The sequence below is a fragment of the Denitratisoma oestradiolicum genome (assembly GCF_902813185.1).
GTDB lineage: Bacteria > Pseudomonadota > Gammaproteobacteria > Burkholderiales > Rhodocyclaceae > Denitratisoma > Denitratisoma oestradiolicum.
Genome location: NZ_LR778301.1, coordinates 3,194,865 through 3,214,789 on the forward strand (window position 1 = coordinate 3,194,865; position 19,925 = coordinate 3,214,789).

Here is a 19,925-nt window from a genome sequence, read left to right on the forward strand (position 1 = left end):
GCTTTCAACAATCTACTCGTTTTTTCTTTGGTTGTAAATGCAAATAATTCCTATTTGCAATAGGTGTGCTAGTATCTCGTTCACTTAACTTTGCTAGCCAACCCATTACACCGCCGATAGTGCATGTAATAGGTTTTTACTGCACCAGCCAGCCACCGCCAGCCAGTGCTCCATTAAAAAAGGAAAACACTGTGTTGCGCAAAACCCCACTCGCCCTGGTGATTGGCGTCTCCCTAGGCATCTCTCCCTTCACCGCAGCATCGGAAAAAGTCGGTCCGAAATTCATACTGGCTGCGGCATCTTCATCTGCCAAGGAAGGCCCGATAAAAGAGCTGCCCGTAGTCAGAGTCTTAGCGGGACGTGAGTTGCCTCCGACCTACAATCCCCCAACCGCGAGCAGTGCGAGCAAGATCGAAGCACCCTTGCGCGACATTCCGCAGACCGTGAATGTCGTGTCCCAGAGCTTGATGCGGGATCAGAGCATGCATTCCATGCAGGACACGCTGAAGTCAGTGCCCGGAGTTGGCTTGTCCCATGGTGACGGCCAGCGGGACCAAGTGACCATTCGTGGCTTTTCCGCCATTGCCGACCAGTTCATCGATGGCCTTCGGGATGATGCGCTGTACTTCCGAGACCTTTCCAATATCGAGCAGGTGGAAGTAGTTAAAGGCCCGGCCTCGGTTCTGTACGGACGGGGTTCTTCCGGGGGACTGATCAATCGCATCACCAAAAAACCCGGTATCGACCGCAATGAAGTGACTCTTCAAGCCGGCAGTTGGAACCAGCGGCGGGGCGAATTCGACCTAGCACGCAATCTGGATGACAAGGGCGTAGCCTTCCGTGTCACGGGCGCCGTTGAACGGGCTGACAGCTATCGGGACAAGCAGTTTCTCGATCGGGAGGCTATTGCACCTTCCGTTTCGCTAAAGCTTGGCAGGGCCACCCGCCTGCTGATTCAGGGTGAATATCTGTCCGACCGCCGAGTCACCGACTTTGGTACTCCTGCCTACCGGGGGCGGCCGGTAGATGTACCTGCCCGTACCTACTACGGCGCAGCCAATGCAAAGGATGCCGATTACACCCAGGCCGAAGTCTCGGCCATTGGCTTTACCCTGGACCATCGTTTCAATAGCGAGTGGTCGGCCCGTAACGCCTTCCGCTATTACGACTACCGCCTGGACCGTAATAACACTCTAGTAGGGTCCGTCAATGAAGCGGCACGAACCGTGTCCCTCAACCGCAGCAATGTGCGGCGTCAGGAAGACGGCTATTTCAACCAGACCGAGTTGACCCAGAAAGCCACCATCGCCGGCATGCAGCACCAGTTGCTTTATGGCGTGGAAATCGGCAAGCAGAACAAAGATCAGGTCTTCCGTACCCAGAACAACATCGCTACGGGGATTTCCCTGTTCAATCCGGTCCTGCCGACACTGCCTTTCACTGTGACGGCAGCACCTACGACTGATAACTTGGGCATCCTGACCGTAGCCAGTGGTTATGTTCAGGATCTCGCCACCCTGTCCGAGCACTGGAAGGCTTTGGTTGGGGTACGCTACGACCGCTTCCAGCAGGAGACAAAGGAGCGCCGTGCCGGCCAGCGTGATCTGAGCCGAACCGATACCGCCCGGAGTCCACGTGCCGGCCTGGTGTACCAGCCCACTCTATATCAGTCCTACTACGCCTCCTACAGCAAGTCCTTCCAGCCTTCCGCCGAGAGCTTTCCGCTGGCTGCGAACAATGCCCAGATCGCTCCTGAAGAGACCACCAATCAGGAGGTGGGTGCGAAGCTGGATTTCCTCGAGGGCATGGCGTCTGCCACTGCTTCCCTGTTCCGGCTTGAGCGTACCAACATCAAGACCACCAATCCGGCCACCAATACCCTGGTGCCCCTCGGTGTTCAGCGTACCGACGGCGTGGAGCTGACTTTCTCTGGCGAACTACCCCACGGCTGGCAAGTGTGGTCCGGCTATGCTTGGTTGGATGCCCGTATGGTCTCCTCCGTAGCGATCGATGCCGGTCAGCCGGTGCAAGGAAAGCGCCCGACCCTCACGCCCAACCAAAGTGCCAACCTGTGGTTAACCAAGGCCCTGGGCGGTGGGTTCGGGGCAGGCGCCGGGGTCAATTATGTCGGCGACCGCTTCGCCAATCCCGGCAACACCGTAATGCTCCCCGCTTATATCACGCTCGATGCCATGGGCTACTACCGCGCCAAGGCATTCGATGCGCAGTTGAACGTGACGAATCTCCTCAATCGCAAGTACATCGTCTCCGGCCATGGCAGCGCTCCCAATCTCAATCTGCCCGGTGCGCCCCGTGCGGTCCAACTGACTATCCGGTATGCCTTCTGAGCCAGCGATGCGAGTTTCGAATAGAACCATCATTGCTGCCGCCTGCGGGGTGTTGTCTACGGTGGGGGTCGCGCAGGCTCACTATCTGTGGCTCGAACCAGACGAGGCCGGTGCCAGGCTCTTCTACGGCGAGGCTGAAGGCGGGCTCAAAGAGAAGAGTCCGGGCAAGCTGGACACAATCAAGGCGCCTCGTGCTTTCGTACTGAATCAGCTGAGCGGACAACATAAAGCCCTAACCGTCAGCCTCACTGCAGGCCATTTCTTCGTTAACGGCGGCGGGAAGTCTCCCGCTCTCCTAGCTACGGAAGGGTCCCTGGAAGTCCGCGATCTGACCAAGCACGGGCTGGGCATGGCAAAGACCAATTACTACGCCCGCTATGGCCAGCCGAAAGGCCCGAACGACCAATTCTCTTTCGCGCTTGACGTCCAGGGACGTGATCCTAACAAACTGACCGTGCTCTATCGCGGGCAGCCCCTCAAGGGGGCGAAGTTGGAAGTGATTGCGCCCAATACCTGGGTCCAGGAATACAGGACGGATACCCAGGGAAGAGTGGCCATCAACACACCATGGCGCGGTTCGTACGTTATCCATGTTTTGCATGTGGATGCGACGCCGGGGGAATTTGATGGCAAAAAGTATGAATCCTTGCGCAATCATTTCACCTACACGTTCCTCAAGGCAGACGGCGCCGATCCTGGGCCTGCCGTACCGCCCAGCCACGGAAGCGATTGACCATGGCCAACGCCAACACTTCCGTCCGCTTGGTAAACAGTGTCTCTGCTCTAACAAGGGAAAATACTTTGGCCAGGGAGGGGCTGCGCCAGCGTAGCCGGCGAGCGGTGTTTCTTACTTGGTTGCGGAAGACCCACCTCTATGTGGGTCTCTGGGGCGCAATCCTCGGGCTATTATTCGGTGTCACCGGCATCTTGCTGAATCACCGGGCTATCATGAATATCCCGGTGGAGAAAACAGTACAGACCACGGTGCAATTGCCTCTGCCGAAGCAGAAACTTTCCAAGCCGGAAGATATGTCGGTCTGGCTTCAGCAGGAACTGAAGTTTGCTCCGGGGCAGGTCACTCAGATCAAAACCCAGCCAGCCAAAATAGTTGTATGGTCGGATAGGGAGGTTCTTCAACCGGAACGCTGGAGCATTAGCTTACAGAGCCCGCAACGCGGTGTAGTGGCTGAGTATTTTGCTGGCAACAGGTTCGTCAAGCTGGATCAGGTGGATGCTACCCCGATTGGTACCTTGACCCGCCTGCATATGTCAGTGGGCGTCAACGCCTTCTGGATAATCCTGTCGGATACGATCGCAGGCAGCCTGATCTTGCTGTCGATCACAGGGCTGCTCCTCTGGACACAATTGCGTACTATGTACACCGTGGCCGTCACGACAAGCGTTGGAGCCCTCGTGGCGGCCATATGGTTCGTGTGGTCGGTATAAAGTGCCATCTAAGGAAACGCCGAACAAGCCCTCGCGAGGCGAAGGCATGAGGGCGAGTTGAGATGGGAACATGAAACGAACGGAACATTTCCTGTCCATTTCTTCCGCCGGTGTGCCAACGGTGGGGAAATTCCCCGTTTGCCGCTCATATCGGACACACCTGTCGCGTCAGTGGTCGTCCCCACTTGACTAGATTGATCCGCTTACTGATCCAACGGCTGCTTGACCATCTTACTCATCTCGATCTTCAGATTGCTGAGTTGGAGCAAGCAATCCTTCGCGAACATCGGGAGAATGAGGCTTGTCAGCGTCTGGCTGCAATTCCTAGCATTGGTCCAATCACTGCGACTGCTCTGGTAGCTAATTTACCGAGTTGTCGCCAACGTGTTGCCGATTCAATGGGCCGCCATGAGCGGCCCTTCCACCCCGGCAATAGGTACGTGCATGGGGGGCGTTGGCGGAACGATGGCCGATGCCCCGGGGTATTCCTCCAGGGGAACGAGGGTTTTGCGAATCGCCGGGCTAAGGTCGGAGGACTTCATGGTGAAGCGCTTATCCTTTAATGAGAGGGCGGCTCATTAAAGGATAATAAAGTAACCATTAATGTGGCAACGGAAATCAAAGCATCACCGGTATCCCAGGCCTGATGGCCTCTGGCCCTGTAGCGGCCCGGGCACTGCTCCGTTGCGCGGCTTCCCGACTACTTTTCCGCCGCCAGTCCGGCCCGCAGCAGTTCTTCCACCATCGTGTTGAGGGGCACCTGCCGGTCCGCGGCGCGCTGTTGCAGGGACTGCACCAGTTCCTTGTCGATCTTCACGGCAAAGGGCACCAGGCCCAGGGCCTGGTCACGGCGGCGCTGTTCCTTCTTGTCGGGCAGGGAGGCGGCGGCCTGGCCGAAGCGCTGGGGGGTGCCGGACTTGCTCATCTGACCCATAATCTTGAGGCCCAGACTTTTTGCCAGATCGGTGCGTTTCATGGTGTATCCACTTATCAGTGTATGAGAGTCAAACCCGCAGCAGCAGCATCTTCAGGGGATGCTTGCCGTCGTGGCTGGGGAAGTCGGTTTCCGGGGCGATCCACTCCGCTTCGCGGATGGGCCGGCCGGCTTTTTTGGCGCTGCGATCAAGCTGGTCCAGCCAGGCTTCCCCTTCCACCTGGGCCACGTTGTTGCAGCAGAACAGGCTGCCGCCTTCGGCGGTGCACAGCAGGGCCGGCTTGAACAGGGCCGGGTAGTCATTGATCAGGTCCACCACGCCGAAGGGGCTGCGGGCGTAACGGGGCGGGTCCATGAACACCAGGTCGAAGGCCCGCTGCTCCAGCTTGGGGAAGGGGGGCATGGGCTTGCCCCGTACCCGTTCCGGCTGGCCGATGCCCGAATACTGGCGCATGGCGGCGAAGGCGTCGCTCTTGATGAAGCGCAGGCGCTGGGGCAGTTCGTTGAGGGTGGCGTTGCCCTTGCCGATCTTGAGAGCCGTTTCGGAAAAATCCACATTCACCACAAAGCCGGCCCCGGCCTTGGCCGCCGCCACGCCCACGCCGCAGGTGTAGGCGAAGACATTGAGCAGGGACTTGCCTGCCGCTTCCGCCATCACCCGGCGCCGGGCCGCCCGCAGGTCCAGGAACAGCCAGGGGTCCTGGCCGGCATGGCGGCCCTGGACCTGGTACTTCACGCCCATCTCCTGCACGACCACCGAGGTGGTGGCGATGGTCATGGCATCGGGCGGCAGGGTGTTGCCGATGCGGGAGTTCTTGGCGCTGCGGTCGTTATAAACCAGCTTCAGGCCCGGGATATGGCTGTCGTAGAAGGCGGCGATGGCCTCCAGCCCGGCCTCGTCCAGGCTGCGGTGAAAACTCTGCACCAGCAGCAGTTCGCCATAACGATCCACCGTCAGGCCGCTCTCCCCCTCCACGCTGCCATGAAACAGGCGATAGGCGTCGGTGGACTCGGCATGGAGCCGGGCCAGCAAATCAGCGCGGGCGCCATAGGCATCGGCCAGCAGGGCGATCAGGGAGTCGTTGGAGAGGGACATGGGGCCTCGAAAATGGAAGGAGCGGCTGGCCGGCACCGCAAAGGAAAAAGGCCAGAGCGGGTCTGGCCTTCTTGTGTCTTGGTGGACCGGATGAGGATCGAACTCACGACCTCCGCATTGCGAACGCGGCGCTCTCCCAGCTGAGCTACCGGCCCATGTGACAAGCGGGCGCGATTATATCAGTGCACGCCGGGCTTGTCGTATTGGAATGTCGGGGGCTAGCCCTTCAGCAGAGCCCGCAACTGGGGCCACTGGCGGCGGCTCACCGCCACCCGGTCATCGATGCCGCGCAGGATCAGTTGCCAGCGGGGCTCGCCCTCGGCCTCCCCGTCGGGTTCTGCCTCGGCGCCATGTTCGTAGCCGGCAATGGCGGCCCGGGCCACCAGGCAGTTGCGATGAACCCGGATGAAGCGTTCGCCCAGCTCCGTCTCCAGTTGGGTCAGGGATTCCTCCAGCAGGTATTCGCCGGCAGCGGTGCGGGCCGCGACGTATTTTTGCTCGGCCTTCAGATACAGCACCTCCTCCACCGGGATCAGATGGACCCGGCCCCGCAGGGTGGAACGCAACTGGTGGCGGCCCTCCGGGGCCAACTGGCGCAGGGCCTCGGCCCCGGGGGCGCCGCGGCCGACCCGGACCAGGGCTTCCCGGAGACGCTGGGCCCGCACCGGCTTCAGCAGATAGTCCAGGGCGCAAAGCTCGAAGGCCTTGACGGCATAGCTGTCGTAAGCGGTGACGAAGATCAGGGCGGGCGCCTGGGGCCGCCGGGCCAGATGCAGGGCCAGTTGCATGCCGTCCATGCGCGGCATGCGGATGTCCAGCAACACCGCGTCCAGCACCAGACCCTCGGCTTTTTCCAGGGCCTCGACGCCGTCGCCGGCCTCGGCCACCACCTCGGTGGGCAGCTCCGCCACGATGTCCCCCAGCAACTGGCGCAGGCGGGAGCGGGCCAGGGGTTCGTCATCCACCAGCATCAGGCGCAGGGGGGCGGCCGTCATGATTCACCGTCCCGCCGATGGGGCAGCACGATGCGCAGCACATAGCGCTCGCCCTTGACCTCGGCGTTCAGGCTGGCGGCCAGGCCGTAGAAGAGTTGCAGGCGCTCCCGGATGTTGGCCAGGGCCATGCGGTTGCCCTGGGCATGAACATGGCCAGGCAAATAGGGATTGGAAAGCTCGATCAGCACCATGGGGCCGGCGCTGGCCAGGCGAATGGCGATGGGCCCCGGCGCTTCCATGGGTTCGATGCCGTGATAGACGGCATTCTCCAGCAGGGGCTGGAGGATCAGTCGGGGCATGGTGGCATCCGGCGGGCAGTTGGCGATGTCCCATTGCACCTGGAGCCGTGCTCCCAGGCGCAGGCGTTCCAGGTCCAGATATTGGCGGCAGAGGGCAATTTCCTCCGACAGGGAAACCAGTTCCCGGGGATCCTGCATCTGGGCGCGGAACAGCTCGGCCAGTTCTTCCAGGGCCGCCTCGGCCCGGCGCGGATCGCTGCGTATGGTGCCCAGCACGGCGTTGAGGCTATTGAACAGGAAATGGGGGCGGATGCGGGCGGTCAAGGCCATCAGCCGGGCTTCGGTGAGGGCATCCTCGCTGGGACGGCGGGCGGCCCAGATCAGGGCCAGGGCCGCACCCAGACCGCCGCCCAGGAGTACGGACAGCAGGCCGAGGGACAGGCCCGCCCAGCGGACCAGCAACGCCAGGACCAGCAGTGCGACCTCGATGGCGGCCACGACCAGCAGCCCGCGCCCCAGGGCGCGGGCCGGCCCATCACGCCAAACGGCAAGGCACCGCTGTAGCAGGGAGGCGGCGGGGGACTCGTTGAATTGCCGTATACTTTCGTCTTCTTGGGCCATTGGCCGATCTCGTTGATTTGACGGCACTTCGATTATGACAGAACAACTCGGTGCGGCAGACGCCGGCAAAGCCTGGTCCGGACGTTTTTCCGAACCCGTTTCCGACCTGGTGAAGCGCTACACCGCTTCGGTATTTTTCGACCAGCGCATGGCTCTCCAGGATATCCGGGGCTCCCTGGCCCACGCCCGGATGCTGGCCCGGCAGAACATCATCTCCGCCGCCGACCTGGCCGCCATCGAAAGCGGCATGGCCCAGGTGAAGAGCGAAATCGAGTCCGGCAGTTTCCACTGGAACCTGGACGACGAGGACGTGCACCTCAACATCGAAAAGCGCCTCACCGCCCTGGTGGGAGACGCCGGCAAGCGCCTGCACACCGGCCGCTCCCGCAACGACCAGGTGGCCACCGACATCCGCCTCTGGCTGCGGGACACCATCGACACCATCGATGGCCTGCTGGCTGCCTACATCCGCGCCCTGCTGGACCTGGCGGAGCAGCATGCCGCCACGCCCTTGCCCGGTTTCACCCATTTGCAGGTGGCCCAGCCGGTCACCTTCGGCCATCATCTGCTGGCCTATGTGGAAATGGCCCGGCGGGACCGGGAACGCATGATGGATGCCAGGAAGCGGGTCAATCGCCTGCCCCTGGGCAGCGCCGCCCTGGCCGGCACCACCTTCCCCATCGACCGGGAATCCGTGGCCCGGGAACTGGGCTTCGAAGGAGTCTGCGAGAACTCCCTGGACGCCGTGTCGGACCGGGATTTCGCCATCGAATTCCTCGCCGCCGCCTCCCTGGTGATGGTTCATGTGTCACGCTTTTCCGAGGAACTAATCCTATGGATGAGCCCCCGGGTGGGCTTCATCGACATTGCCGACCGCTTCTGCACCGGCTCGTCGATCATGCCTCAGAAGAAGAACCCGGACGTGCCGGAACTGGCCCGGGGCAAGAGCGGTCGGGTGTTCGGCCACCTGATGGGCCTCTTGACCCTGATGAAGGGCCAGCCCCTGGCCTACAACAAGGACAACCAGGAGGACAAGGAACCCCTGTTCGACACTGCCGACACCCTGGTGGACACCCTGCGCATCTTCGCCGACATGGTGCCCGGCATCACCGTGAAGCCGGAAGCCATGGCCGCCGCCCTGAAGCAGGGTTACGCCACCGCCACCGATCTGGCCGACTACTTGGTGAAGAAGGGTCTGCCCTTCCGCGATGCCCACGAGGCCGTGGCCCTGGCGGTGCGCGCCGCCGAACAGCGGGGCTGCGACCTGCCGGACTTCAGCCTGGCCGAACTGCAGGCCTTCTCCCCCCTGATCGGCGAGGACGTGTTCGCTGTGCTGACCGTGGCCGGCTCCCTGGCGGCCCGCAATCACATCGGCGGCACCGCGCCCGAGCAGGTCAGGGCCACCATTGCAAGAAGGCGCAAGGAGTTGGGCCCAGGCCCCGCTGCCTGATGGACTACATCGGCAAATACGAGGTTCGGCGTGTCCTGGGGGAGGGTGCCACCTCCACCGTGTACCTGGGCTTCGACTCCTTCGCCCAGCGGGAAGTGGCCATCAAGGTGATCGCCGCAGAGGCCCTGCGAGACCGGGATAAGGGCAGGCTCTATCGCCACCTGCTGGTCAACGAGGCCTCCCTGGCAGGCAAACTCAACCATCCCCACATCGTCCAGATCTTCGACGCCGTCCTCAGTGACGAGATCAGTTACATCGTCATGGAGTACGTATCGGGCGGTACCCTGGAGCAGTTCTGTTCGCCGGAAGGCCTGCTGCCCCTGGATCGCGTGGTCGAAGTCATTTTCAAATGCACCCGCGCCCTGGATTACGCCCACCGCCTGGGCATCACCCACCGTGACATCAAACCCGCCAATATCCTGCTGGTCGGGGACGGCAGCAACGGCGACATCAAGATCTCCGACTTCGGCGCGGCCCTGCTCAACGACAGCGACCAGACCCGCACCCAGGTGACCGGGGTCGGCTCCCCCGCCTACATGTCGCCGGAACAGGTCCAGGACCAGGCCCTCAGCCACCAGACCGACATCTATTCCCTGGGGGTGGTGATGTACCAGTTGCTCACCGGCCGCCTGCCCTTCCATGCCAGCAGCAATTACGGCATGGTCTATCAGATCACCAACGCCGAGCCGCCGTCCCCCTCCACGCTCCGCGCCGACCTGCCTCCGGAGCTGGAAACCATCGTGGCCCGGGCGATGCAGAAGTCCCTCGACGCCCGCTACGCCGACTGGGATGCCTTTGCCCACGACCTGGCGCAATCCTTCCGCAACGGCAAGCTCGCTTCCACCCAGACCCAGGGCGTACCGGACAGCGAGAAGTTCGAGACCCTGCGGGGGCTGCCCTTCTTCCGGGAGTTTTCCGACGTGGAAATCTGGGAGGTGGTGCGCTTCTCCACCTGGAACGATGTCAGTGCCGACACGCTGCTGATGAAGGACGGCGAGGCCGGCGACTATTTCTGTTTCCTAGTCAGCGGCGAAGCCCGGGTCGCCAAGCGGGGCCGCACCCTGGGCCTCCTGACCCCCGGCGACTGTTTCGGCGAAATGGCCGTAGTCGGCCGCAGCAGCCGCGTCCGGGGTGCCGACGTGGCAGCCCGGAGCCATTCCCGGGTGATCACCATCCGCGCCGAGACCCTGCGCCACGCCTCCGACACCTGCCGCATGCACTTCTACCAGGGCTTCCTGGAGGTCCTTTCCCGCCGTCTGACCATGGCCAACGCCCGGCTGGCGGCCCTCTGAGTATCCCAAGGCCGGAGGAAGGTCTGATATATTTCAGCCATGCAGCAACTTCCCTATAAGCGCTGGCCTTCCTGGTTTCGTTGGTGGCGGTAAGCCGCCAAACGATTCTTACGCACGCCCCCCCGAAGTCAGAAAGCTGCAAATCCGGGGGAACAACGGAGTGGCAGACGCCCTCCGCAAGCCAGCGAAAAGCCAGACACCAGTCAATAGAATTCACGGGATGCCAAACATATGCTGCTGATGATCGACAACTATGATTCCTTCACCTACAACCTGGTCCAGTATTTCGGCGAGCTGGGGGAGGAGGTGCGGGTGTTCCGCAACGACGCCATCACCCTGGAAGGCATCGCCGCGCAGAAGCCTGACCGGCTGGTGATTTCCCCCGGCCCCTGCTCGCCGGCGGAAGCCGGCATTTCCGTGGCGGCGATCCAGGAATTCGCCGGGCAGATACCGACCCTCGGCGTCTGCCTGGGCCACCAGAGCATAGGCGCGGCCTTCGGCGGCCGTATCGTCCATGCCAAGCGCCCCATGCACGGCAAGACCTCCGCCGTGACCCACGCCGACTGCGGCGTGTTCAAGGGCCTGCCCAATCCCCTGACGGTGACCCGTTACCACTCCCTGGCCATCGAGCGGGCCACCCTGCCGGACTGCCTGGAGGTGACGGCCTGGACCGAGGATGGGGAAATCATGGGGGTGCGCCACCGCGTGCTGGCCGTGGAAGGGGTGCAGTTCCACCCCGAGTCCATCCTCACCGAGGGGGGCCACGACCTACTGCGCAATTTCCTGAACCAGACCATCCAGAACCAGGGCCGCTGAGGACACCGACCATGATCACGCCCCAGGAAGCGCTCCAGCGCACCATCGAACACCGGGAAATCTTCCACGACGAGATGCTGCACTTGATGCGGCTGATCATGAAGGGAGACATCTCGCCCCTGATGACCGCTGCCATCCTCACCGGCCTGCGGGTCAAGAAGGAAACCATCGGCGAAATCTCCGCCGCCGCCAGGGTGATGCGGGAGCTGTGCACCCGGGTGGAGGCGCCCCTCAACCCCCGCTTCGTGGACATCGTCGGCACCGGCGGCGACGGCGCCCACACCTTCAACATTTCCACCGCTTCGGCCTTCGTCGCCACAGCGGCGGGGGCCACCGTGGCCAAGCACGGCAATCGCAGCGTCTCCTCCAAGTCCGGCTCCGCCGATGTGCTGGAGGCCCTGGGGGCGAAGATCGACCTCCAGGCACCCCAGGTGGCCGAATGTCTGGAAGCCGTCGGTATGGGCTTCATGTTCGCCCCCAATCATCATCCGGCCATGAAGAACGTGGCGGCGGTAAGGAAGGAGATGGGAGTGCGCACCATCTTCAACATCCTCGGCCCTTTGACCAATCCGGCCGGCGCCCCCAACATCCTGATGGGCGTGTTCCACCCGGACCTGGTGGGCATCCAGGTGCGGGTGCTAAAAGAACTGGGTGCCAGCCACGCCCTGGTGGTGTGGAGCCGGGACGGCATGGATGAGATTTCCCTGGGGGCCGCCACCCAAGTGGGTGAGCTGAAGGATGGTCAGGTCGTCGAGTACGACATTCATCCCGAGGACTTCAACCTGTCCATGGCTTCCAATCGCAGCCTCCGGGTCAATGACGCCCAGGAGTCCCGCGCCATGCTCTTCGCCGCCCTGGAGAACAAGCCCGGCCCGGCCCGGGACATCGTCATCCTCAATGCCGGCGCCAGTCTCTACGCCGCCAATGTGGCCCCCTCCATTGCCGAGGGCGTGGTGCTGGCCCGGGAAACCATCGCCAGCGGCGCGGCCCGGGCCAAGGTGGACGAGTTCGTCAATTTCACCCGGCGGTTCAACTGATGTCCGACATTCTGAAAAAGATCCTGGCCGTCAAGGCCGAGGAAGTGGCCGCCGCCCAGCCCCTGGCCGAGGTGAGGGCAGCCGCCTTTGCCCAGGCACCGACCCGGGATTTCACCGGCGCCCTGAGAGGAAAGATTGCCGCCGGTCGTTCCGCTGTGATTGCCGAGATCAAGAAGGCCAGCCCCTCCAAGGGTGTGTTGCGGGAAGACTTCCAGCCCGCCGCCATCGCCGCCAGCTATGAGTTGGGCGGCGCCGCCTGCCTCTCGGTGCTGACCGACCGTCAGTTCTTCCAGGGCTGTCCCGACTACCTGCAACAGTCCCGGGCCGCCTGCGCCCTGCCGGTGCTGCGCAAGGATTTTCTGGTGGACCCTTACCAGGTCTATGAGGCTCGGGCCATGGGTGCCGATGCCATCCTGCTGATCGTCTCGGCCCTGTCCCTGTCCCAGATGAGGGAGATGGAAGACATCGCCCAGGAACTGGGCATGGCGGTGCTGGTGGAATCCCACGACGGCGCCGAGGTGGACCTGGCCCTGCAATTGAAGACACCCCTGATCGGCATCAACAACCGCAACCTGCGCACCTTCGAGGTTTCCCTGGACACCACCCTGGCCCAGCTACCGCGCATACCCGCGGAGCGGCTGGTGATCACCGAGTCCGGCATCCTCACCGCCGAGGATGTGGCCCGGATGCGCCACCACCAGGTCCACGCCTTCCTGGTGGGCGAGGCCTTCATGCGGGCACCGGACCCGGGCACCGAACTGGCGCGGCTCTTCGCCTGAGCAAACCATAGCGGAGGAATCAGCATGCCCCAGCAAATCATCGGCCCCACCTCCCAGCATTATTTCTCCCACCGGCTCAAGCTCCATTACGTGGACTGGGGCAACGAGGGGGCACCGCCCCTGCTGATGATCCACGGCGGCTACGACCATGCCCGCAACTGGGACTGGATGGCCCAGGAACTGCGCCGGGACTATCACATCATCGCCCCCGACCTGCGGGGCCATGGGGATTCCGAGTGGGGTCTGGGGGGCAGCTACATGCTGGCCGACTTCGTCTATGACATCGCCCAGGTCCTGCGCCACACGGGGCTGAAGCCGGTGCGCATCATCGGCCACTCCTTCGGCGGCTTTCTCAGCCTGCTCTTCGCCGGCACCTTCCCGGAGATGGTGCACCGCCTGATCGCCATCGATCCCTTCATCCATTCACCCCAGCAACTCCAGGCCCAGCGGGACAAGCCCGTGGCGCCCCAGTTGATCGAATGGATGGATCGGCTGCACCACCTCTCCGCCCGCCAGCCGCGCCGCTATCCGACCCTGGGGGACGCCCTGCAACGGATGCGGGACGAGAATCCCCATCTGTCCATCGACCAGGCCCGGCATCTGACGATCCACGGCGTGAATCAGAACGAGGACGGCAGCTACAGCTGGAAATACGACAATTACATGCGGGGCATGCAACCCCAGTTGCTGAGCGGCCCGGAGTGCATGGAACTGTGGTCCCGCATTGCCTGCCCGGTCCTGTTCCTGCGGGGTGGCGAGAGCAAGTTCTCCGATCCCCAGAGCAACGGCGCACTGGACCACTTCCGAGACGCCCGAGCGGTGAACATTCCCGGTGCCGGCCACTGGGTGCACCACGACAAGCTGGCCCAGGTTCTCGACCTGACCCGGGGCTTTCTGGCAGATTAACGCCTAATCCTGCTTGCCGTAGCCAGCGAACTTCTCCAGCACCCGCGCCATTTCCTCATCGGGCAGCAGCTTCGGTACCCCCAGTTGCAGGACCCGCCAATACTGCTCGCAGAGGGTTTCCAACTCCAGGGCCAGATCCAGGGCCTGATCCAGGTCCCGGCCGAAGACCACCATGCCGTGGTGGGCCATCAGGCAGGCGCAGCGGTCCTTCAGGGCCGCCAGCACTGAATCCGACAGTTCCTGGCTGCCGAAGGTGGCATAGGCGGCGCAGCGAATGTCGCGGCCGCCGAAGCGGGCGATCATGTAGTGGAAGGGTTCTATGCCCGTCTCCATGCAGGCCAGGCTGGTGGCGAAGGGAGCATGGGTATGGACCACCGCGCCGGCCTCGGGCCGGGCGGCGTAGATATCCCGATGGAAGCGCCATTCCGAGGAAGGCTTGCGCCGGCCTTCGACCTGACCGTCGAGTCCGACGAACACCATGTCCTCGGCCGCGCAGGCACTGTAGGCCATGCCCGTGGGAGTGATCAGGAAACCCTCGCCCTGGCGCAGGCTGACATTGCCGGCACTGCCCCGATTGATGCCCAGGGCATTCATGGATCGGGCGGCGGCCAGAACCCTGGTCTTGGGGTCTGCCAGCGTCATGGCTGCAACGAGGCCAGTTGATCAGGACGACAGACACCCCGCTCGGTGATGATGGCGGTGATCAGCGCCGCCGGCGTAACGTCGAAGGCCGGGTTGGCCACGGGTACGAGGCCATGCCCCAGTTCGTTGCCATCCCGCTCCTCGATGGGAATGTCCCCACCGGTGAAACAGGCGAAATCGATGGTGGACAGGGGCGCGGCGACATAGAAGGGCACACCGTGGGCCCGAGCCGCCAGGGCCTTGAGATAGGTACCCACCTTGTTGGCGGTGTCGCCGTTGGCGGCGATGCGGTCGGCGCCGACGATCACGCAGTCCACCCGGCCCTGCATCAGCAGCAGTCCGGCGGCATTGTCGGCAATCACGGTATGGGGCGCGCCGGCCTGGTCCAGTTCCCAAGCGGTGAGCAGGCCCTGGTTGCGCGGCCGGGTCTCGGAAACCCAGACATGGAGCGGCAGCCCCGCTTCCCGGGCGGCATACACCGGCGCCAGGGCAGTGCCGTGGGCCACGGTGGCCAGCCAGCCGGCATTGCAGTGGGTCATGACATTGACGCAGTCAATGTCATGAGTTGGCGAATGCCCTGCCCCAGGCAGGGCGAGATTACGGGCATGTATTTCTTGCAGCAGCGCCAGGCCATGGACTCCAATCGCCCCATTGGCCGCTGCATCCTCGGCGGCGATGGCGCGGGCTTCGGTCCAGGCGACGGCCCGGCGGCTTGCGGCTGGCAAGGGCCGCAACACTGCGGCCATACGGTCCAGCGCCCAGTGCAGATTGACGGCAGTGGGACGGGTGGCGCCCAGGGTAGCCAGCACATGATCGAGTCTGGTGTCGCCTCCCTCCTCAGCCAGTCCCAGGGCCACGCCATAGGCGGCAGTGGCGCCGATCAGGGGTGCGCCCCGCACCCGCATCACGCGGATGGCCTCGGCCGCCTGTTCCAGGGTGGAGAGACGGCAGAACTGCCGAGCCCCCGGCAGGCGGGTCTGATCCAGGATGACGACCGCGCCCTCATCCTCCCGCAGGGTGGCCAACGCTTCGCTCATGACGGATCAGGAGAGTTTACCGTGACAGTGCTTGTACTTCCGGCCGCTACCGCAGGGACAGGGATCGTTGCGCCCCACCTTGGGCGCGGCATGGGCCGGCATCGGTGTCGGCTCTTCCTTGCCACCCAGGGCCTCGTCATAGTCGGCGTGGTGGTATTGGACATTCTCCAGTTGGGGCTGGTGCTGCTCGACTTCCTCGATCTGCTCCTCGGAGCGGATCTCCACGGTCATCAACAGCCGGGTCACGTCGACCCGCACGGAATCCAGCAGGCCCTCGAACAGCTCGAAGGCTTCCCGCTTGTATTCCTGCTTGGGATTCTTCTGGGCATAGCCCCGCAGGTGGATGCCCTGACGCAGATGGTCCAGGGCCGCCAGGTGCTCTCGCCAGTGGCTATCCAGGCTTTGCAGCATGACATTGGATTCAAAGCTATGCCAGGCCGACTTGTCCACCGTCTCGATTTTCTCGGCATAGGCCTGGTCGGCCTGATCCAGAATGCGCCGCAGCAGATCGTCCTCGGAGAGCTGGGGCTCGTCCATCAGCCACTGGGCCACCGGCAGCTTCAGCATCAGCTCGCCGGCCAGTGCGGATTCCAGGCTGCGGATGTCCCACTGCTCCTCGACGCTCTCGGCCGGCACATAGGTGCGGAACATGTCGTGCAGCAGGCCCTGGCGCATGGCGGTGATGGTTTCCGAGATGTTGTCGGATTCCAGCAGTTCATTGCGCTGCTGGTAGATCACCTTGCGCTGATCGTTGGCGACGTCATCGTATTCCAGCAACTGCTTGCGGATGTCGAAGTTGCGCTGCTCCACCTTGCGCTGGGCCGACTCCAGGGAACGGCTCACCAGGGGATGCTCGATGGCTTCGCCTTCGGGCATTTTCAGCCGCACCATGATGGTGTTGAGGCGCTCCCCAGCGAAGATCTTCAGCAGCGGGTCTTCCAGGGAAAGGTAGAAACGTGAGGAGCCCGGATCGCCCTGACGGCCGGAACGGCCCCGCAACTGGTTGTCGATACGGCGCGACTCGTGGCGTTCGGAGCCGATGATATGCAGGCCACCGGCCGCCACCACCCGGTCGTGGAGCTTCTGCCATTCGCTGCGCAGGGTCTCGATACGCTGGGCCTTGACCTCGGCGGACAGGGTCTCGTCGTCACGCACCAGGTCCACCTGCTTCTCGACGTTGCCGCCGAGCACGATGTCGGTGCCCCGGCCCGCCATGTTGGTGGCAATGGTGATCACACCGGGACTGCCGGCCTGGGCCACAATCTCGGCTTCCCGTGCATGCTGCTTGGCGTTCAATACTTGGTGGGGAAGCTTGTCCCGGGTCAGCAGCGACGAGAGCAGCTCGGAGTTCTCGATGGAGGTAGTGCCCACCAGCACCGGCTGGCCCCGCTCGGAGCAGGCCCGGATGTCATCCAGGATGGCCTTGTATTTCTCCTGGGCGGTGCGGTAGATCTGGTCGTGGGCATCCTTGCGCTGGGGCGGCTTGTTGGTGGGGATCACCACGGTTTCCAGGCCGTAGATCTGGTGGAACTCGTAGGCCTCGGTATCGGCGGTGCCGGTCATGCCGGCCAGCTTGCCGTACATGCGGAAGTAGTTCTGGAAGGTGATCGAGGCCAGGGTCTGGTTTTCCGACTGGATCGATACGCCCTCCTTGGCCTCCACCGCCTGGTGCAGGCCGTCGGACCAGCGGCGGCCGGACATCAGGCGGCCGGTGAATTCGTCCACGATGATCACCTCGCCGTCCTGCACCACGTACTGCTGATCCTTGTGGAACAGGTTGTGGGCCCGCAGGGCGGCATAGAGATGATGGATCAGCAGGATGTTGGACGGCTCGTAGAGACTGCTGCCTTCGGCCAGCAGGCCCAATTGGGCCAGGATGCCCTCGGCTTTCTCGTGGCCGGCCTCGGTCAGCAGTACCTGATGGGCCTTGAGGTCCACGGTGTAATCGCCGGTATCCGGCTCTCCTTCCCGCTGGCCGGCCTCGCCCTTGTCCAACAGAGGCGGCACGGCGTTCATGCGCACATAGAGATCGGTATGGTCCTCGGCCTGCCCGGAGATGATGAGCGGCGTGCGGGCCTCGTCGATCAGGATCGAATCCACCTCGTCCACGATGGCGTAACTCAGACCCCGCTGCACCCGTTCGCCGGCCCGGTAGACCATGTTGTCGCGCAGGTAGTCGAAGCCGAATTCATTGTTGGTGCCGTAGGTGATGTCGGCGGCGTAGGCCTGCTGCTTCTCGTCGTGAGGCATCTGGGACAGATTGCAACCGACGCTCAAGCCCAGGAAACGGTGCAGACGCCCCATCCATTCCGCATCACGGCTGGCCAGGTAATCGTTCACCGTGATCACATGGACGCCCTTGCCGGCGATGGCATTCAGATAGGAGGGCAGGGTCGCCACCAGGGTCTTGCCCTCGCCGGTGCGCATTTCGGCAATCTTGCCGTAATGCAACACCATGCCGCCCACCAACTGCATATCGAAATGGCGCATGCCCAATATCCGACGGCCAGCCTCTCGCACCACGGCGAAGGCTTCGGGGAGCAACTGGTCAAGGGTCTCGCCTTGGGCGTAGCGCTGCCGGAATTCCTCGGTCCTGGCCGCCAACTGGGCATCATTGAGGGCCTGCATGGCAGGTTCCAGCTCATTGATGCGGATGACGGTGGAACGATACTGGCGCAGCAGGCGGTCATTGCGACTGCCAAAAATCTTCTTGAGAAAGCCGGTGATCATGCGGTTTCCGCCCGGTTTGAGAAAGGGGCGGATTTTACCATGGGGGCGCCTTCGCCCCCGGCGTCAGTGTTGGGCCAGGGTATTGGCCCGGGCCTGGAGCAGGAATCGATTGGGATTCTGGGCCGCCCCCCGGTAACGCACCTCGAAATGCAGATGGGGACCCGTGGAACGACCGGTATTGCCCACTAGGGCGATACGCTGGTCACGTTTGACCACGGCACCGACACTTACCAGCAACCTGGATGCATGAGCATAGCGGGTAGTCAGCCCATTACCATGGTCGATTTCCACCATGTTGCCGTATTCGGGGTGGTACTCGGCCACCGACACGACCCCGGCGGCAGAAGCCACGATGGGCGTTCCCGCCTCGGTGGGGAAGTCCACCCCCTCGTGCATGGCCCGGACACCAGTGAATGGATCGATGCGCCAGCCGAAAGCGGAGGCGTTCCACTGGGAATCAATGGGCAGGGAGGATGGGAGAAATTTCTGCCTCAGGCGCCGTTCGAATACCAGGGATTCCAACAGGGAAAGCGTATCTGTGCGCAGTTCCACTTGTCGGGTCAGGACCTCCAGCTCCCGCTGCAAATCGCTGGGAGCCAAGGCAGCTCCGCCCAGCAATGGCCCACCACGCCCCCCCCCCTCCGGCTGGGCATCCGGCAAGCGAGCCCCGGTCATGCGCGCCAGACGCTCCCCCAGGGAATCCAGCCGGGTAAGCTGGGCCTGCATGTCACCCAGCTTGATGGCCATGGCCTTGAGATATTCATAACTGCGCTGGCTTTCCTCGATATTGACGGTGCGCAGCATGTCCTGGAGGACCGGCAGACGCAGGGTCGCCGCATGGCGCAGGGTCAAATAGGAGAACAGGGAGGACAGGGCCAGAATCAGACCGAAAAACAACAGGCCCGCCAGCAACAGCTTGCGGGGGGTGAGCGTTATAGTCTTGGCCGTCGTCAGCCGATTGGACACGAGAATAATATGCAACGCGATCCTCCTTCCCGATACCGCAGGCCTGCCCGGCAACTCGCCCAATATCTGGAAGCCGATGCTTCCCTGGCCCAGTTATCGGCCCACGCACAAAAGCTGTTGAAACTTCAATACATCTTCGAACGTGCCATCCCGTCGGCACTGGCACGGCATGGCCGTGTGGCCAATGTGAAACTGGGGAGAGTCGTTATCCACGCCGGGAGCGGCGCAGTGGCGGCCAAGATCAGGCAATTGATGCCTCGTTTGACCGACGTTTTTCGTCAAGCGGGGGTGCAGGTTAACGAAATCCAGGTGAAAGTGCAACCCGACCCGAACCCCCGGGCCGACCAATCGCCCCTGGTAGCTGCCAGCTTGGGGGAAAAGGCCCATAGCGACCTGGGCGCCCTGAGGGCCCGCCTGCCCCCAGACTCACCCCTCAGGAGCGCACTGGAGCGCTTCCTCGATCGGGCACGGGTAAAGCAATAAACCCGTCACCCCCCTCCGGGGGATTCGATACAGCTCGCCCTGCTCGATATTACGGGGCACTCCGTAGTAGCACCGAGAGGTTGCGGCTGGCGCCGCGCGCCGCTTTCC

18 protein-coding genes and 1 tRNA gene are annotated in these 19,925 nt (G+C 63.1%); 10 read left to right on the plus strand and 9 right to left on the minus strand.

Translation table 11 applies throughout. The annotated features are described in order from the left end of the window. Nucleotides 1–422 precede the first annotated feature (422 nt). Genes DENOEST_RS14480 through DENOEST_RS14490 form a run of 3 tightly spaced genes read left to right on the plus strand, consistent with a single transcriptional unit; the run spans nucleotide 423 to nucleotide 3,794 of the window. Nucleotides 423–2,348: a TonB-dependent receptor gene (locus tag DENOEST_RS14480; protein ID WP_197970629.1), complete on the plus strand. Its 1,926-nt coding sequence runs from the start codon at nucleotides 423–425 to the stop codon at nucleotides 2,346–2,348. Nucleotides 2,349–2,355: 7 nt separating this feature from the next. Next, nucleotides 2,356–3,081, plus strand: a complete 726-nt coding sequence (locus DENOEST_RS14485) for a DUF4198 domain-containing protein (RefSeq protein WP_145770756.1) — start codon at nucleotides 2,356–2,358, stop codon at nucleotides 3,079–3,081. Between the two features lie 2 nt (nucleotides 3,082–3,083). Beyond that, nucleotides 3,084–3,794 (plus strand): PepSY-associated TM helix domain-containing protein, encoded by a 711-nt coding sequence (locus DENOEST_RS14490; RefSeq protein ID WP_145770757.1) that lies wholly within the window; start codon nucleotides 3,084–3,086, stop codon nucleotides 3,792–3,794. Nucleotides 3,795–4,494: 700 nt separating this feature from the next. Here DENOEST_RS14490 and DENOEST_RS14495 read toward each other — a convergent pair. The 5 genes from DENOEST_RS14495 to DENOEST_RS14515 form a co-directional block, all read right to left on the minus strand. Next, the gene (locus tag DENOEST_RS14495; protein WP_145770758.1) at nucleotides 4,495–4,770 is read right to left on the minus strand and encodes a hypothetical protein; all 276 of its coding nucleotides are present in this window, start codon (nucleotides 4,768–4,770) and stop codon (nucleotides 4,495–4,497) included. Between the two features lie 28 nt (nucleotides 4,771–4,798). Further along, a complete protein-coding gene (locus tag DENOEST_RS14500; protein WP_145770759.1) occupies nucleotides 4,799–5,824 on the minus strand; it encodes a class I SAM-dependent rRNA methyltransferase in 1,026 nt (341 codons plus the stop codon). 79 nt (nucleotides 5,825–5,903) lie between these two features. Further along, nucleotides 5,904–5,979 (minus strand) — tRNA-Ala (locus tag DENOEST_RS14505). Between the two features lie 63 nt (nucleotides 5,980–6,042). After that, the gene (locus DENOEST_RS14510) at nucleotides 6,043–6,819 is read right to left on the minus strand and encodes a LytR/AlgR family response regulator transcription factor (RefSeq protein ID WP_145770760.1); all 777 of its coding nucleotides are present in this window, start codon (nucleotides 6,817–6,819) and stop codon (nucleotides 6,043–6,045) included. Further along, on the minus strand, nucleotides 6,816–7,679 hold the full coding sequence (locus tag DENOEST_RS14515; protein ID WP_197970630.1) for a sensor histidine kinase: 864 nt from the start codon (nucleotides 7,677–7,679) through the stop codon (nucleotides 6,816–6,818). The genes DENOEST_RS14510 and DENOEST_RS14515 overlap by 4 nt, the downstream gene beginning before the upstream one ends. A gap of 34 nt (nucleotides 7,680–7,713) precedes the next feature. On the opposite strand from DENOEST_RS14515, the gene argH reads away from it, so the two are divergent. The 6 genes from argH (at nucleotide 7,714) to DENOEST_RS14545 (ending at nucleotide 13,959) form a co-directional block, all read left to right on the plus strand. Beyond that, nucleotides 7,714–9,129, plus strand: coding sequence for an argininosuccinate lyase (gene argH / locus DENOEST_RS14520; RefSeq protein WP_145770761.1), 1,416 nt, complete (start codon nucleotides 7,714–7,716; stop codon nucleotides 9,127–9,129). Further along, on the plus strand, nucleotides 9,129–10,421 hold the full coding sequence (locus tag DENOEST_RS14525) for a protein kinase domain-containing protein (protein WP_145770762.1): 1,293 nt from the start codon (nucleotides 9,129–9,131) through the stop codon (nucleotides 10,419–10,421). The genes argH and DENOEST_RS14525 overlap by 1 nt, the downstream gene beginning before the upstream one ends. A 231-nt stretch (nucleotides 10,422–10,652) precedes the next feature. Continuing rightward, entirely contained in the window at nucleotides 10,653–11,237 is a 585-nt protein-coding gene (locus DENOEST_RS14530; protein WP_145770763.1) for an anthranilate synthase component II, read from the plus strand. A gap of 11 nt (nucleotides 11,238–11,248) precedes the next feature. Then, the gene (trpD, locus tag DENOEST_RS14535) at nucleotides 11,249–12,274 is read left to right on the plus strand and encodes an anthranilate phosphoribosyltransferase (RefSeq protein WP_145770764.1); all 1,026 of its coding nucleotides are present in this window, start codon (nucleotides 11,249–11,251) and stop codon (nucleotides 12,272–12,274) included. Continuing rightward, nucleotides 12,274–13,053, plus strand: a complete 780-nt coding sequence (gene trpC, locus DENOEST_RS14540) for an indole-3-glycerol phosphate synthase TrpC (protein ID WP_145770765.1) — start codon at nucleotides 12,274–12,276, stop codon at nucleotides 13,051–13,053. Before trpD ends, trpC begins: the two co-directional genes overlap by 1 nt. Before the next feature lie 24 nt (nucleotides 13,054–13,077). Beyond that, nucleotides 13,078–13,959 carry an alpha/beta fold hydrolase gene (locus DENOEST_RS14545; protein ID WP_145770766.1) on the plus strand — a complete coding sequence of 294 codons (882 nt, stop codon included), beginning with the start codon at nucleotides 13,078–13,080 and terminating at the stop codon, nucleotides 13,957–13,959. 3 nt (nucleotides 13,960–13,962) lie between these two features. Here DENOEST_RS14545 and DENOEST_RS14550 read toward each other — a convergent pair whose 3' ends face one another. The 4 genes from DENOEST_RS14550 to DENOEST_RS14565 form a co-directional block, all read right to left on the minus strand. Then, nucleotides 13,963–14,601, minus strand: coding sequence for a class II aldolase/adducin family protein (locus tag DENOEST_RS14550; RefSeq protein ID WP_145770767.1), 639 nt, complete (start codon nucleotides 14,599–14,601; stop codon nucleotides 13,963–13,965). Then, nucleotides 14,598–15,638, minus strand: coding sequence for an S-methyl-5-thioribose-1-phosphate isomerase (gene mtnA / locus DENOEST_RS14555; RefSeq protein ID WP_145770768.1), 1,041 nt, complete (start codon nucleotides 15,636–15,638; stop codon nucleotides 14,598–14,600). Before mtnA ends, DENOEST_RS14550 begins: the two co-directional genes overlap by 4 nt. Before the next feature lie 6 nt (nucleotides 15,639–15,644). Further along, a complete protein-coding gene (gene secA, locus DENOEST_RS14560; protein WP_145770769.1) occupies nucleotides 15,645–18,368 on the minus strand; it encodes a preprotein translocase subunit SecA in 2,724 nt (907 codons plus the stop codon). A gap of 63 nt (nucleotides 18,369–18,431) precedes the next feature. Next, complete coding sequence (locus DENOEST_RS14565; RefSeq protein ID WP_145770770.1) at nucleotides 18,432–19,349, minus strand: M23 family metallopeptidase; 918 nt, start codon at nucleotides 19,347–19,349, stop codon at nucleotides 18,432–18,434. On the opposite strand from DENOEST_RS14565, the gene DENOEST_RS14570 reads away from it, so the two are divergent. Continuing rightward, complete coding sequence (locus DENOEST_RS14570) at nucleotides 19,344–19,817, plus strand: DciA family protein (RefSeq protein WP_145770771.1); 474 nt, start codon at nucleotides 19,344–19,346, stop codon at nucleotides 19,815–19,817. The genes DENOEST_RS14565 and DENOEST_RS14570 overlap by 6 nt on opposite strands. The last annotated feature ends 108 nt before the right edge of the window (nucleotides 19,818–19,925 follow it).